General features: G+C 71.7%; 14 protein-coding genes and 1 tRNA gene. 5 read left to right on the forward strand and 10 right to left on the reverse strand.

Annotation, left to right across the window (positions count from 1 at the left end; translation table 11 throughout):
• From ABZY11_RS00005 to ugpC, 3 genes are all read right to left on the reverse strand, one after another.
• On the reverse strand, nucleotides 1-624 hold a 624-nt coding region (locus ABZY11_RS00005; protein ID WP_356476896.1), incomplete at its 3' end, for a nucleotidyltransferase family protein.
• Between the two features lie 34 nt (nucleotides 625-658).
• On the reverse strand, nucleotides 659-1072 hold the full coding sequence (locus ABZY11_RS00010; protein ID WP_356476897.1) for a hypothetical protein: 414 nt from the start codon (nucleotides 1070-1072) through the stop codon (nucleotides 659-661).
• Nucleotides 1073-1296: 224 nt separating this feature from the next.
• Nucleotides 1297-2433 carry a sn-glycerol-3-phosphate ABC transporter ATP-binding protein UgpC gene (ugpC, locus tag ABZY11_RS00015; protein WP_356476898.1) on the reverse strand — a complete coding sequence of 379 codons (1137 nt, stop codon included), beginning with the start codon at nucleotides 2431-2433 and terminating at the stop codon, nucleotides 1297-1299.
• Nucleotides 2434-2612: 179 nt separating this feature from the next.
• Here ugpC and ABZY11_RS00020 point away from each other — a divergent pair.
• Nucleotides 2613-2686: transfer RNA gene (locus tag ABZY11_RS00020), tRNA-Thr, on the forward strand.
• Nucleotides 2687-2743: 57 nt separating this feature from the next.
• Here the strand turns inward: ABZY11_RS00020 and ABZY11_RS00025 are convergent.
• Nucleotides 2744-3712 carry a winged helix-turn-helix domain-containing protein gene (locus ABZY11_RS00025; protein WP_356476899.1) on the reverse strand — a complete coding sequence of 323 codons (969 nt, stop codon included), beginning with the start codon at nucleotides 3710-3712 and terminating at the stop codon, nucleotides 2744-2746.
• A 165-nt stretch (nucleotides 3713-3877) separates the two neighbouring features.
• Here ABZY11_RS00025 and ABZY11_RS00030 point away from each other — a divergent pair, with 165 nt between their 5' ends.
• A complete protein-coding gene (locus ABZY11_RS00030; protein WP_356476900.1) occupies nucleotides 3878-4258 on the forward strand; it encodes a hypothetical protein in 381 nt (126 codons plus the stop codon).
• A gap of 166 nt (nucleotides 4259-4424) precedes the next feature.
• Here the strand turns inward: ABZY11_RS00030 and ABZY11_RS00035 are convergent, their stop codons facing one another.
• From ABZY11_RS00035 to ABZY11_RS00050, 4 genes are all read right to left on the reverse strand, one after another.
• A complete protein-coding gene (locus ABZY11_RS00035; RefSeq protein WP_356476901.1) occupies nucleotides 4425-5627 on the reverse strand; it encodes a Glu/Leu/Phe/Val dehydrogenase dimerization domain-containing protein in 1203 nt (400 codons plus the stop codon).
• Nucleotides 5624-7261 (reverse strand): 5-guanidino-2-oxopentanoate decarboxylase, encoded by a 1638-nt coding sequence (locus tag ABZY11_RS00040; RefSeq protein ID WP_356476902.1) that lies wholly within the window; start codon nucleotides 7259-7261, stop codon nucleotides 5624-5626. The genes ABZY11_RS00035 and ABZY11_RS00040 overlap by 4 nt, the downstream gene beginning before the upstream one ends.
• Before the next feature lie 323 nt (nucleotides 7262-7584).
• Nucleotides 7585-8985: an FAD-dependent oxidoreductase gene (locus ABZY11_RS00045; protein ID WP_356476903.1), complete on the reverse strand. Its 1401-nt coding sequence runs from the start codon at nucleotides 8983-8985 to the stop codon at nucleotides 7585-7587.
• A 51-nt stretch (nucleotides 8986-9036) separates the two neighbouring features.
• Nucleotides 9037-9711 (reverse strand): rhomboid-like protein, encoded by a 675-nt coding sequence (locus tag ABZY11_RS00050; RefSeq protein ID WP_356477064.1) that lies wholly within the window; start codon nucleotides 9709-9711, stop codon nucleotides 9037-9039.
• A gap of 33 nt (nucleotides 9712-9744) precedes the next feature.
• On the opposite strand from ABZY11_RS00050, the gene ABZY11_RS00055 reads away from it, so the two are divergent.
• Complete coding sequence (locus tag ABZY11_RS00055; protein ID WP_356476904.1) at nucleotides 9745-10647, forward strand: aminoglycoside phosphotransferase family protein; 903 nt, start codon at nucleotides 9745-9747, stop codon at nucleotides 10645-10647.
• Between the two features lie 133 nt (nucleotides 10648-10780).
• A complete protein-coding gene (locus ABZY11_RS00060; RefSeq protein ID WP_356476905.1) occupies nucleotides 10781-11257 on the forward strand; it encodes a GNAT family N-acetyltransferase in 477 nt (158 codons plus the stop codon).
• A gap of 125 nt (nucleotides 11258-11382) precedes the next feature.
• Here ABZY11_RS00060 and ABZY11_RS00065 read toward each other — a convergent pair whose 3' ends face one another.
• Nucleotides 11383-12588, reverse strand: a complete 1206-nt coding sequence (locus ABZY11_RS00065; RefSeq protein WP_356476906.1) for an NAD(P)-binding protein — start codon at nucleotides 12586-12588, stop codon at nucleotides 11383-11385.
• Between the two features lie 103 nt (nucleotides 12589-12691).
• Between ABZY11_RS00065 and ABZY11_RS00070 the strand changes: the two genes are divergently transcribed.
• Nucleotides 12692-13381 carry a pentapeptide repeat-containing protein gene (locus tag ABZY11_RS00070; protein ID WP_356477065.1) on the forward strand — a complete coding sequence of 230 codons (690 nt, stop codon included), beginning with the start codon at nucleotides 12692-12694 and terminating at the stop codon, nucleotides 13379-13381.
• 49 nt (nucleotides 13382-13430) lie between these two features.
• On the opposite strand, the gene ABZY11_RS00075 is transcribed toward ABZY11_RS00070, so the two are convergent.
• Nucleotides 13431-13928 carry a hypothetical protein gene (locus ABZY11_RS00075; RefSeq protein ID WP_329818334.1) on the reverse strand — a complete coding sequence of 166 codons (498 nt, stop codon included), beginning with the start codon at nucleotides 13926-13928 and terminating at the stop codon, nucleotides 13431-13433.
• Nucleotides 13929-13943: the final 15 nt, after the last annotated feature.

Here is a 13943-nt window from a genome sequence, read left to right on the forward strand (position 1 = left end):
CCCGGCCAGCCTGCGCTCGCGGGCCAGCCGGGGGAACGTCGTCCGCTCGTGGTCGCCCCGGTCCGGCAGCAGCGTCGTGAACGCCGGGGAGAAGACGTACACACCGGCGTTGATCAGATACGGCGAGGGCGGCGACTCGATGAAGTCGGTGATGTGCCCGAACGCGTCCGTCTCCACGGCACCCCACGGGATACGGGGACGGGCCAGGGCCAGCGTGGCGGTCGCATCGCGTTCGGCGTGGAACGCGGCCATCTCGCGCAGGGAGAAGCGCGTCCAGATGTCGCCGTTGGTGGCGTACCAGGGCTGCTCGGGGTCGGGAAGCCGGGCGGCGGCGTACTTCAGCCCGCCGCCGCGGCCCAGCGGCTCGGACTCCACGACGGTCGTCACGCGCAGCGGCAGCACCGCCGAGTCCAGCCACTCCTGCAGCACCTCGGCCAGATGACCGCACGAGACCACGGCGTCGGTCACGCCTTCGGCGGCCAGCCAGGAAAGCTGATGGCCGATGATCGGAGTCCCGGTGCCCGGGATCTCGACCATCGGCTTGGGGCGGTCATCGGTGTACGGGCGCAGCCGCGATCCCTGGCCACCCGCAAGGACCACGGCCTGCGTCGGATACGTATGCATGCCAGGCACGATATGCGGTGCCCGGATCGGCCGGTCAGCTGAACCGGGCGACGCCCGAGGCGAAGGACGTGTCGCAGACGGGACGCGAGAACCGGTGGGCGTGCGTGGGGCCGTACTTCTCGACGGCGGCGCGGCCCAGTGCCCTGGCGATCGACATGCAGTGCCGGGCGAGCGAGGGGCGGCCCTCGACGGAACGCTGGAGGTCCGTCAGCGCGACCCCCGGGTCCTTCTCCCGGAGCTCCACGAGCAGCCGGTCACGGAGGGCGTCCTGCGGGGTGCGCGTCTTGGCGCGCTTCGAGATGTCGTGGGCCGACGCGGTCAGTACCTGCGGCTCGGAGTTGTGCGCTGCCCACGGCACGCTGGTGACGGCGAGGGTCCCGGAGAGGACCATCACGACGGGCAGTACGAAGGCGAGGGATCGGCCGATGCGGCGCGCAGTGTGGGTCACGCAGCGAGCGTAGCGGCCAGTGATGATATGGCGACAATTCGTCACCCTTGAGGGGGATGGTTCGAGGATGCTTTTCGAATCGGGTGTTGACGAACAGTGCCGAAATGACCGGTGTGCCGGGGAATCCGGCACTGGACGGATCCAAACCCGATCGTGTCCCGGGGCGCGCGAACGGCCCCGCACTCAGTACGTGCGGGGCCGCTGTGGTGCGGGTGTGCGGGGCGTCAGTCGGTGAGACGGGCACCCGTCGAGGTCGAGAAGACGTGCAGCTCGTCCGGGCGCGGCACGACGTGCAGCTTGGTGCCCTTCTCCGGGACGGCGCGGCCGCCGACGCGGACGACCAGGTCCTTGTCCTCGCCGCCGACCCGCGCGGAGCCGTAGACGAAGCCGTCGGCGCCGAGCTCCTCGACGACGTTGACCGAGACGGCCAGACCGGCCGGGGCGTCGGCGCTGTCCTTCGTGAGGGACTTCGCGGCGGCGCCGCCGTGCTCGACGATGTCGAAGTGCTCCGGGCGGATGCCGACCGTGACGGTCGTGTCGCCCTTGTCCGCGGCGGCGGAGAGCGCCTCGCGGGAGACCGGGACGACACTGTTGCCGAACTTCACGCCGCCGTCGGTGATCGGGACCTCGACCAGGTTCATGGCCGGGGAGCCGATGAAGCCGGCCACGAAGAGGTTCGCCGGCTTGTCGTACATGTTGCGCGGCGAGTCGACCTGCTGGAGCAGACCGTCCTTGAGGACCGCGACCCGGTCACCCATGGTCAGGGCCTCGACCTGGTCGTGCGTGACGTACACGGTCGTGATGCCCAGGCGGCGCTGGAGCGAGGCGATCTGCGTACGGGTGGAGACACGGAGCTTGGCGTCGAGGTTCGACAGCGGCTCGTCCATGAGGAAGACCTGCGGCTCACGCACGATGGCCCGGCCCATCGCGACACGCTGCCGCTGACCACCGGAGAGCGCCTTCGGCTTGCGGTCCAGGTACTCGGTGAGGTCCAGCATCTTGGCGGCCTCTTCGACCTTCGCCCGGATCTCGGTCTTGTTGACCCCGGCGATCTTGAGCGCGAAGCCCATGTTGTCCGCCACGGTCATGTGGGGGTACAGGGCGTAGTTCTGGAACACCATGGCGATGTCCCGGTCCTTCGGGGGCAGGTGCGTGACATCGCGGTCACCGATGCGGATCGCGCCGCCGTTGACGTCCTCAAGACCCGCGAGCATGCGCAGGGAGGTCGACTTGCCACAACCGGAAGGACCGACGAGGACGAGGAACTCACCGTCCGCGATGTCGATCTCAAGCTGGTCCACGGCCGGCTTCGTGGAGCCGGGGTAGACGCGGGACGCCTTGTCGAACGTGACACTGGCCATGCTGGATCTTCTCCTCCACCGGCAGGAACGTGCCGGACGATCCGAGTGCGGGAGTGGTCTGGTCCACCTGAGTGAACCTTCAGCGACGCTACCTGGCCATTTGGAATCTGTCAGTAGTTCGAAGGGCGCGAAATTTTGGGACCGCACAGGGCGCGGTGTTGGTTACACTGCTCCGGCACGCCTCCTTAGCTCAGCTGGCCAGAGCAACGCACTTGTAATGCGTAGGTCGTCGGTTCGAATCCGACAGGGGGCTCAGCGAAACCCCGGCTCGGGCGGTGTCCGAGCCGGGGTTTTTGTGCGGGAGGGGGCCTCAGCGGCGGCGGGTCAGTTCGCGGCCGAGTGGGGTCAGGGCGTGGAGCATCAGGCAGCCCCTTCGCGTGCTGGTGATGAGCCCCGCCCTGCGCAGGACCGTGGCGTGCTTGCTCGCGGTGCCGATGGATACGCCGGTACGGAGTGCCAGCTCTCCTGTCGAGCAGGGTGGGGTCAGTGCCCGGAGGACCATGGCGCGGGTCCGCCCCAGCAGGTCGGTCAGGCCCTCGGGTTCCGGGGCCGGCGGGGGGCGGCGGCGGGCGACGGGGTAGACCAGCACAGGCGGGAGGCCCGGGTTGATGAGGGTCACCGGGGACTTCGTGCAGAAGAACGACGGAACCAGGGTGATGCCCCGGCCGCGCAGATGCAGGTCGCGGTCGCTCGGGTAGTCGGCGGTCAGCGTCGGGGACGTCCAGCGGATCGACGGCGGCAAGGTGTGCAGGAGCTGCTCGACGCCGCCTTCCAGGATGTCCCGGCTCTGCTGGGCGCGTTCGAGGTGGAACGTCTCGCCGATCAGCGGGAGTTGGGGTGCGAGCAGCTCGTTGAAGTACGTGGTGAGGGCGTCCCGGAGCTCCCGTCGGGCGGAGCGGTCGCCGTCGGCGAGCCGGCGGACCCATGGCGGTGGGGTGTGGCGCCGGAACTGTGTGGCGAGTTCGCTGCCCAGCCGGGCGGCCGGGGTGGCATGGATGAGTTCGAGCGATGTGCTGAAACTGTCCGCGCCCGACGGGGTGAGGAAGTCGGGGAAGTCGCCGGTGTGCGGGACGAGGGTGGTCACGTAGCGGATGAGGGCCCTGAGGTCCCGTCCGGCGAACCGGGTCCGGACATGGTGCAGCCAGGGGGTGTACTCGGACGGCGGGCGGGGGGACTGGAGGATGTGGAGGCTGTTGACCAGTTCCCACATGTCATCAGGGCGGGCGGCCACCGTGGTCCTGGCTAAATCGTCCGCGGTGAAGTGGATGCGCAGTCTCATCGGTCCCCCCGATTGATGAACTGGGTGTTTTCCTTGTGCTGAAAACTGTTGGTCCGTCGACCCGGCCCGACCCCATTATCTGAGGAGCTCGTAAACGAGCGGTAAACGAAGAAGATCCGCGGTCCTGACCAAGGCCGCGGTGTCGAATAAAAGGGGGAACCTCATATGCGCAAGGTTCGGAACGCGATCACCAGGACCGTCGCGGCGGCCGCCGTGGTCGCCGCCGGCTCGGTGCTGACGCTCGGCGGGAACGCGGCCGCGGCGGAGGCGGCGGCCACGATCCACGGCTGTCCGTCCGGGGCTGTCTGCCTCTACCCCAACGGCAGCTGGGCCAACGACAAGCCCACCTACATCTTCTACAGCTACGGTGTCCACAAGATCTACAACCAGTACGGCACCAAGAGGATCTACAACCACCAGACCGGCGGCGCCACCGCCCGCAACTGCTACGACGCCGCCGGGACGAACTGCGGTGGGTACCAGAAGGCCGACACGTACGCCGACTACGACTACACCCCGTACAACTCCATCCGGCTCGTCAAGTGACGGACGCGTTCTGAGTCTCTGGAGCCTCTGGGGTCTTTGGGGTCTCTGAAAAAGAGCTTGCGGGGAATTGGGGTCTTGATCGCCTTGATTCCCCGCAAGTCCTTTTGATGTTTCGGGATGGCTTTCCATGAATGTTCACCTGTCGGGCTCAGGGTGAATTCCGGGTTCAGTGGAACCATCCGTAGCGTTCCGCGATCACCGGCAGCCGGTCCGCGGCCAGGGCGTGGGCGGCGGCTCGCGGGGTGCTGTTCCCGGCCTCGGCGCGGGCCAGTACCTGGTCGACCAGGGTGCGCATCGAACGGCGGGTGTACGCGAACGCCTCGTCGGCGTCGGCGCCGATGTCGCCGAACAGGGTCCACCACCACCAGGCATTCGTACCGGAGTTGACGACCACGTCCGGCAGTACGGTGATGCCGCGGGTGGCGAGCAGTGCCTCCGCCTCGGGCACCACCGGCATGTTGGCGGCCTCGACGATCCAACGGGCGGTGATGCCCGCCTGGTTGGCGGCGTCCACGGCGTACGAGACGGCGGCCGGCACCAGTACCTCGGCGTCGGCGGTCAGCCAGGCGTCGGCCGGAAGTTCACGGTCCTCGGCGCGGAGTGCGGCGCGGTCCACGGCGCCGTGGCCGTCGCGGGCGGCGAGCAGCGTCTCGACGTCCAGGCCGGCGGGGTTGGCGACGGTGCCCTTGATGTCGGCGACCGCGACGACGCGCAGCCCGGCGCGGGCCAGGAAGCGGGCGGTGGCGCCGCCCATGGTGCCGAAGCCCTGCACCGCGACGCGGGTGCCCCGGTGGGCGACGCCGGCCCGGTCCAGGGCGGTGAGCACCGATTCCGCGACGCCGCAGCCGCCCACCAGCTCGTCCAGGCCGATGCCGTCCACGTCGATGGCGAACGCGTCGGCGAGGCGTCGGCGGGCGGCCTTCTCGTCGTCGAGGAGCGGGTAGACCGCCTGGATGGAGGAGATCAGGCCCGCCTCGGCGGCGGCCCGGTCGACGAGGTTCTGGGTGAGGCCGAGGTCCTCGCCGGTGGTCCAGAAGTGCTCGATGTAGGGGCGGACGGCTCGCAGGTAGCGGACGAGGACGCCGTACGCGGCGGGGTCGCGAGGGTCGCAGTCGATGCCGCCCTTGGCGCCGCCCAGCGGGATGTAGCGGCCCTGCGGGTTGTAGTGCAGCGCCTCCTTCATCGTCATGCCGCGGGCCAGGCCGGTGACTTCCTCCAGCGTGCAGCCGGAGCGCATCCGCAGGCCGCCGCTGGAGACGCCGCGCACCAGGCGGTCGATGACCAGGTGGCCCCGGTGTCCGGTCTCCTGGTCGGTCCAGGTGAGGGAGATCAGCGGGGTGGTGGGCGTGGGGGACGGGGGTGTGGTCATCGGGGGAGCTCCTCGGGGACGGTGATGAGGGTGGGGCCCGCGGTGTCCAGGGCCCGGCGCAGGGCCTCGGCGAGCGCCTCGGGCGAGTCGGCGCGTACGCCGTGGCCGCCGTACGCGCGGGCCAGGGCGGGCAGGTCGACCGCCGGCAGGTCGACCGCGGTGGGGCGGTCGCCGCGGGAGACCATCTCGTCGCGGATCTCGCCGTAGCCGCCGTTGTCGAAGACCACGACGGGCAGGGGGAGTCGCAGTTGTACGGCGGTGGCCAGTTCCTGTACGGAGAACTGGAGGCCGCCGTCGCCGCTCAGCGCGACGACCGGCCGGGCGGGGTCCGCGGACTTGGCGCCGATGGCGGCGGGCAGCGCGTAGCCGAGTGTGCCGAAGCCCGTCGGGTGCAGATAGCGGCCCTCCGGGGCGACGGGCAGGTGCGGGATCGCGCCGTAGTAGCAGCACTGGGCGCTGTCGGAGGTGAGCACCGCGTTCGCGGGGAGCACCGACCTGATGGCCGCCAGGTACGGCAGCAGGTGCGCGTCCCCGCTCCGTGTCTCGGCGTTCCGCTCGTTGCGCAGTGCGACGACGGCCCGGTGCGCTTCGGGGTGCGCTTCAGCGGCGCCGGGGCGGGCGGCGAGCAGTGAGCGCAGGGTGTGGCGGGCATCGCCGACCAGGGGGATGCCGACGGGCGGTCCCGCGTACATCTGCGCCGGGTCGATGTCGGCCCGGATCAGGGTGCCGTCGAGCTCCGGCAGGGGTTCCCACAGGTCGGACTCGGCGAGTTCCGTGCCGACGGCGAGCACCACGTCGCGCTCCGCCAGCCAGCGCCGGACGGCCCGGCTGTGCAGGGAGACGCCGAGCGACAGCGGGTGGGTCTCCGCGACGATCCCCTTGCCGTTGGCGGAGGTCACCACGGGGGCGCCCAGCTCCACGGCCAGGCGCAGGCACTCGGCGGCGGCTCCGCGCGCTCCGCCGCCGAGCACCATCGCGGGCCGGGCGGCCGAGCGCAGTGCCTCGGCGGCCGCCGAGAGCGCGGCCGGGTCCGCCGTCGCGGGGGAGAGGGGCGGGGCGGTCCGTACCGGTCCGGCCGGTTCCACGGCGGTGAGCAGGTCCAGCGGTATCTCGATGTGTACGGGCCGGGGGCGCCGCGTACGGAAGAGGGTGAAGGCGCGGGCGACCGCCGCGCCGATCTCCTCGACCGAGGACACCCGGTGGCTGACGGCCGCGATGTTTTGTAGCGCGTCGGTCTGGCTGCGCGTCTCGTGCAGCAGGCCGGTCGACTGCCGGGGATGGCGCAGCGGCATGCCGGGTGAGACGACGAGCAGCGGGACGCTGTCGGAGTACGCCTGGCCGACGGCGGCCGCGATGTTCAGCAGGGCGGGGCCGGTGGTGGTGATCGCCACGCCGGGCCGCCCGCTGACCCGGGCGTAGGCGTCGGCGGCGTAGCCCGCGCCCTGTTCGTGGCGGGGGTTGAGGTGGTTGATCCGGTAGGCGGCCAGGTGCCGGTAGATCTCCAGGTTGTGGGTGCCGGGGATGCCGAACGCCTGGGTCACACCGTGCGCGGCGAGCGCCCGGACCAGGGCTTCCCCGCCGGTGAGCCCGCCCTGCGGGGGCCGGGCGTGGATGGTCGCGGGCGGTTCCGGCATGGGCGTCTCCAGGTACTGCGAGGGCTCTTTACTGAATGGTTAGTCAGTATCTGGAGCGTGGATCACCCATGTCAACGTGTGTGGATACTGAACATCTGTTCAGTTGTCGGGGTGGGGTCCGGCCAGGTCGGCGGCCGGTGCCCGTGCCCGGGGCCCGGCCGCCCGTGACGGGGCTCGTGGTCAGTGCGCACCGGGCGGCAGCCGCATCGCCAGTCCGTCGAGGGCGACCTTTGGGCCGTACGCGAACTCGGAGTCGCGGATCTCCTCGGGGCGGTCTTTGAGGAGGCGGTATCGGCCTCGTCCACGTCTCCGACGGCGGTCCCTCAGTGCCGCCCCGCCAGCCGGTCCGCGGCCTTCGCCACCGGGTCCGTGCCGGCCCGCGGCGAGGTGAGTTCGCGGCGGTCGGCGGCGCGGTAGGCGGCGTACATGCCGTGGACGCCGATCCAGCGGAAGGGTTCCGGCTCCCAGCGGCGGACCTTGTGGCCCACCCAGGGGAGGGTGGTCAGATCGGTGGGACCCGACTGGCCGGAGTCCTGCTGGATCAGGTCGCGCAGGGTGCGGGCGGCGAGGTTGGTGGTGGCGACGCCGGAGCCGACGTAACCGCCCGCCCAGCCGAGCCCGGTGGAGCGGTCGAGGGTGACCGTGGCGCACCAGTCGCGGGGGACGCCGAGGACGCCGGACCAGGCGTGGTCGATGCGGGCGCCCGCGGTGGTGGGGAAGAGGCGTACGAGGATGTCGCGGAGGGCCTCGATGGTGGCGGGCTGGGTGCGGCCGTCATTGTCGGTGCCCGAGCCGAAGCGGTACGGGACGCCGCGGCCGCCGAGCGCGATGCGGTCGTCGGCGGTGCGCTGGGCGTACATGTAGGCGTGGGCCATGTCGCCGAGGGTTTCGCGGCCGTCCCAGCCGATGGTGTCCCAGACCGGCTCGGGGAGCGGCTCGGTGGCGATCATCGAGGAGTTCATGGGGAGCCAGGTGCGCCGCTGGCCCTTGAGGTTCGCGGTGAAGCCCTCGGTGCAGCGCAGGATGTACGGGGCGCGGACGGTGCCGTACGGGGTGTGCGCGTGCTTGGGCCGGATCTCGGTGACGGGCGTCGACTCGTGGATGGTGACGCCGAGCGCCTCGACGGTCGCGGCGAGCCCCTTGACGAGTTTGACCGGGTGCAGCCGGGCGCCGTGCGGGGTCCAGGTGGAGCCGACGGCTCCGGTGACGTTGACGCGTTCGCAGGTCTCCCGGGCGCCGCGCAGGACGCGGTCCGTCTCGCCGAAGGCGATCTCCACGGAGTGGAAGTCCTTGAGCCTGGCCAGCTGTGCGGGTGTGTAGGCGACTTCGAGGACGCCGCCCTGATGGATGTCGGCGTCGATGTTCTCCTCGGCGGCCACCCGTACGACTTCGTCGACCGTCTCGTTCATCGCCTGCTGGAGCCGGACGGCGGCTTCGTGGCCGTGGAGCTTGGCATAGCGGTCGCGGCCCGCGATGCCGTTGTAGAGCCAGCCGCCGTTGCGCCCGGAGGCGCCGTAGCCGCAGAACTTGGCTTCGAGGACGGTGATGTTGAGGAAGGGGACGGCCTTCTTGAGGTAGTAGGCGGTCCACAGTCCGGTGTATCCGCCGCCGACGATGCAGATGTCGGCGGTGGCGTCGCCGGGCAGGGGCTCCCGGGCGAGAGGTGTGCCTTGGTCCGCGTACCAGAACGATATGCCGCCGTTTACGGTGCTGACGGTGCTCATGTTGCCCCTGCTTTGTCCGGTGGGAAGCCCTGGTGTCTCTGGGGCGGGACGTTACTGCGCAACAGGCGTTTTCGTCCTCTGCCGGGACCGGGTCAATGGGTAGCAGGCGAGGCCGATGAGTACAGCGGTGAAGTGGCCGAGGTCGGTGAAGCTGCGGCCGGTGATGAGGGGGATGCCGTAGACGACGAGGACGGCGAAGAGGTACACGTACCGCCAGGGCGACGGGACGCGGTACGTGAGGACGGCGACGACCCCCGCGAGCGCGTAACTGACGCCGACATCGAGGGTGTTCGCGGCCGACGGGGGTACGTGTCCGTGCCGGATCGCCCAGGCCAGGACGCCTTCGCCGGCGAGGGAGGCGAGGACGTGTGCCAGGAGGGCGACGGTGAGCCAGCGCAGGGTGCCGAGCCAGCGTTCGGCGGGGGCGTGGAAGACGGTGTACAGGAAGGCGTAGGGGACCCAGTGGCCGCCGTCGATCCAGAAGGCGCTGGCGAACAGGACGCGTACGGGGTCCTGGGTGAGTTCGTGGATGTTGGTCGAGCGCTGGCGCAGGAAGTCCTCTTCGAAGTCCGGTGACATCTGGTGGACGATGACCGTGGTGACGAAGAGCGCGGCCAGCCAGATGTAGGTGCCGGGTGCGCTGCGGAGCCACGAGCCGGCGCTGCGGAGCCACGAGTCGGCGGTGGTGCGGTGCCGGGCGGGCGGTGCGGGGCTGCTCGGAGTCATAACCGATTGACGCACGTCCCTACGATCGTCGGCGTGATCGACATTCCGGACGGGCTGATCGCCACCCAGTCCAAGTACAACGGCGCCGCCGGGCGGGCATTCCTGGCGGCGCTGCCGGGGCGGGCCGCCGAGTTCCTGGGGCGGTGGGGGCTCCGGCGGGACGGCGAGGCGTTCCACGGGGTGTGCGCGCTGGTGCTTCCGGTGGTGCGGGTGGCGGACGGCCGCCGGGCGGCGCTGAAGCTTCAGCCGGTGGACGACGAGACGGTGGGCGAGCCGGTCGCGCTGCGGGTGTGGGGCGAGGCGGGCGCGGGGGCCGTGGGCCTGCTGGACCACGATGCCGCGACGGGGACGCTGCTGCTGGAGCGGCTGGAGGGACACCGCTCACTGGCCGGGATGGCGGACGGGCGCGCGGCGTCGGGGATTCTCGCGGAGCTGCTGGCCCGGCTGACCTCCGTACCCGCCCCGGCGGGCAGCGGGCTGCGGAGGCTGGGGGACCTGGCGGAGCGGATGCTGGCGGCGGCGCCGGGGGCGGTGGCGGAGCTGGCGGACGCGGCGGAGGCCCGGCTGCTCGCGGACTGCGCGGCGGCGGTGCGGGAGGTCGCGGGGGAGCCGGGGGACCGGTTGCTGCACTGGGATCTGCACTACGGAAATGTGCTGGCCGACGAGGCGGGCCGGTGGGTGGCAATCGACCCGAAGCCGCTGGTCGGCGACCCGGGCTTCGAGTTGCTGCCCGCCCTGGTCAACCGGTTCGACCCGGCGGTGGTCCGGTGGCGGTTCGATCTGATGACCCGGGTGCTGGGCCTGGACCGGGAACGGGCGCTGGCCTGGACGCTGGGGCGGCTGCTGCAGAACGCGGTGTGGGACGTGTCGGACGGCCGGCGGCGGCTGGACCCGAACCAGGCGGAGATCGCACGGCAGTTGCTGGGGCGGAGCTGACCGCAGCGCGGCGGGCGGAGCTGACTGGAGCGCGGCGGGCGGCGCCGGTCGAGGGGGCGGAACAGGCGGAAGGAATGCCGTCGAGGTGGGGGGTGGAACAAGCGGAAGGAATGCCTCTGCTTACCCTGCCCCCATGATTCGTACCGCTGTCCCCGCCGATGTCCCCGTCATCCACGCCATGGTCCGTGAGCTGGCCGAATACGAGAAGGCCCTGCACGAGGCGAACGCCACCGAGGAGCAGCTGCACGAGGCGCTGTTCGGTGAGCGGCCCGCCGCGTACGCGCACATCGCCGAGTCGGACGACGGCGAGGCGGTCGGCTTCGCGCTGTGGTTCCTGAACTTCTCCACCTGGCGCGGGGTGCACGGCATCTACCTGGAGGACCTGTACGTACGCCCGGAGCGGCGCGGCGGCGGGCACGGGAAGGCGCTGCTGGCGGAGCTGGCGCGGATCTGTGTGGAGCGCGGCTACGAGCGGCTGGAGTGGTCGGTGCTCAACTGGAACGCCCCGTCCATCGCGTTCTACGAGTCGCTGGGCGCGCGGCCGCAGGACGAGTGGACGGTGTACCGGCTGACGGACGGGGCGCTGGCGGAGCTCGGCGGAGGGCGGTAGGCGGGCAGCGGTGGGCGGGCGGGGCGTCGGCGGGTGGCCGGCAGGGGGTCACCCGCGGCCGGGTGGTCCACCCGCAGTCGGGGCGCCCGCCCGCGGCCCGGTGGTCCGGCTGCCGGCCGCCGGGCTCAAGCCCGCTTGAGGTCGAGCCCCTTCGTCGTCGTGCGGCCGGTCCGGGGCTCCGACGCCCTGAGGGCGAGCACGGCCGCCTCCAGACCGCTGTTGAACGACACCTCGCTGAGCAGTCCGGGCGCCGCGACCTGGTCGCCCGCGAGGTAGACGCCGTTGCCCCGGTCGATCGCGGGCCGGTCGCGCCAGGTGGTGCCCGGCAGGTCGACCGCGCCGGTGCGGCCGGAGGAGACTGCCTCCCGCCGCCATTCGGTGCGCTCGCGCCAGCCCGGGTATCCGAGGTCGAGCAGTTCCTCGGCGCGGGCGATGCCTGCGGCCCTGGGCTCGCCGGGGGCGAGCGGGAACTGCCCCTGGATGAGCTGCTGCCCGGCGGGTGCGAGGGTGCGGTCCTGGGCGCTGAAGCGCTCGATCCAGCCGGGGGCGTCGAGGTCGGACACGGCGAACGCGTCCCCGCGCCGGGTGCGCAGGGCCAGGTCGATCAGGGCGGTCCGGCCGCTGTCCCAGGTCAGCGAGGGGTCGCGGAGCAGGGTGCGGGCCGCGTCGAGAGAGGTGGCGACGACCACCGGGCCCTGCCGGGTCAGGGTGCCGAGGGTGTCGGCGTCCACGCGAGCCGCCGTCTCGATCCGGACGCCGAGATTCCAGGCGCGGGCCGCCATCCGGTCGATGACCTGGGCCCAGCCGCCGACGGGGTAGCGGGCCTCGGGCGGCAGTGCGGCGGCGCGGCGCAGCCGTTCCTGGACGAACGCGGCGGAGAGCGCGCCGGGGTCGTGGTGGTAGAGCGCCACGGCGGCGTAGTACGCGGCCGCGCGGGCGCCCGCCTCGCCGGCCCGTCCGGTGGCCCAGGTGCGGAAGTCGGTGCCGACGGGGGCGTGTTCGGCGCGGCGACGGCTGAGCCGGAGGAGGCTGAGGGGCGGGGTGCGGTGCAGGGTGCCGTGGAGGCGGAAGCGGAGCCGGGTGCCTTCGAGCGGCGGCACGGCCGCGACCGGGCCCAGCAGATTGCGCCGGGCGAGCCAGGCCCGGTGCGGGCCGCGGCGGTAGAGGGCGTGCGGTCCTTCGTTGGTGCGGTACGGGCCCTCGGCGGTCCTGGCCCGACCGCCGAGGGTGTGGTGGGCCTCGTGGAGGGTCACCAGGGCGCCGGACTCGGCGGCGGTGATCGCCGCGGTGAACCCGGCGAGGCCGCCGCCGATGATGTGGATGCGCTGCATGGTCCCGGTCTCCTTCGCTGACGGGCGCTGTTGTGTACGGGACGGTTCGCGGGGCCGCGTCCGTGACATCGGCGAGGGGGCGTTGTCAGTGGCATGGGTCACGATGGGGGGCATGGCACGCGGCAACGGCAGGAAGACGGAGACCATCGCGACGGCCCGGCGGCCGGAGGTGCGGCTCCCACGGCTCGTTCCGTACGACGGCGAGGGGCTGGAGCCGGACGGGGACTACGACGGAGTGCGGTTCGAAGGGGCGGATCTCGCGGACGAGTCGGGTCCGGGAGCCCGGTTCATGGACTGCGCGCTGGACGGCTGCGCGCTGGACCGCACGGAGCTGGTCAGGGCCCGCTTCATCGACTCGGTGCTGACGGGCGTACGGGGCGTGGGCACCGATCTCGCCGGGGCGTCGCTGCGTGATGTGGAGGTGGTGGACGCCCGGCTGGGCGGGGTGCAGCTGCACGGCGCGGTGCTGGAGCGGGTGCTGGTGCGCGGCGGGAAGATCGACTACCTGAATCTGCGCAAGGCCCGGCTCAAGGACGTGGTGTTCGAGGGCTGTGTGCTCTCCGAGCCGGATTTCGGGGACGCGCAGCTGGTGCGGGTGGAGTTCCGCGACTGTGTGCTGAAGCGGGCCGACTTCAGCTCCGTACGGATGGAGTCGGTGGACCTGCGCACGGTCGCGGAGCTGGACATCGCGCGTGGGGTGGAGCGGCTGGCGGGTGCGGTGATCAGCCCGGCGCAGCTGATGGAGCTGGCCCCGGCGTTCGCGGCGCAGATCGGGGTGCGGGTGGAGGCGTAGGCCGTGTCCGGCGGATCAGGGGGCTGGCGGTCCCTGGTCCGGGCCGGGTTCAGACCCGGGGGAAGCGGGCCTGGAGGTCCCAGATGACGGGGTTGTCGGCGAGGCCCTCGTGCATGTCGGCGAGGTCGGCGATCAGGTCGTGCAGGAAGTCGCGGGCTTCGCGGCGCAGCAGCGAGTGGCTGAAGGTGAGCGGGGGCTCCTCGCCGGGCATCCAGTCGGCCTCGACGTCGACCCAGCCGAAGCGGCGCTCGAAGAGCATCCGGTCGGACGATTCGGTGAAGTCCAGCTCGGCGAACTGCCGCCGGTGCGAGCGGTTGCCGCGCGGGTCCTGGTCGATCTGCTCGACGATGTCGCACAGCGCCCACGCGAAGTCGAGCACCGGCACCCATCCCCAGGCCGTGGATACCTCGCGGTCCTCCTTGGTGTCCGCGAGGTAGACGTCCCCGGAGAACAGATCGTGCCGCAGGGCGTGGACGTCCGCGCGGCGGTAGTCGGTCTGCGGGGGATCGGGGAAGCGTCGGGAGAGGGAGTAGCCGATGTCGAGCACGCTTCGATGGTGTCA

This window comes from Streptomyces sp. NPDC006510 (assembly GCF_040611955.1).
Taxonomy (GTDB): domain Bacteria; phylum Actinomycetota; class Actinomycetes; order Streptomycetales; family Streptomycetaceae; genus Streptomyces.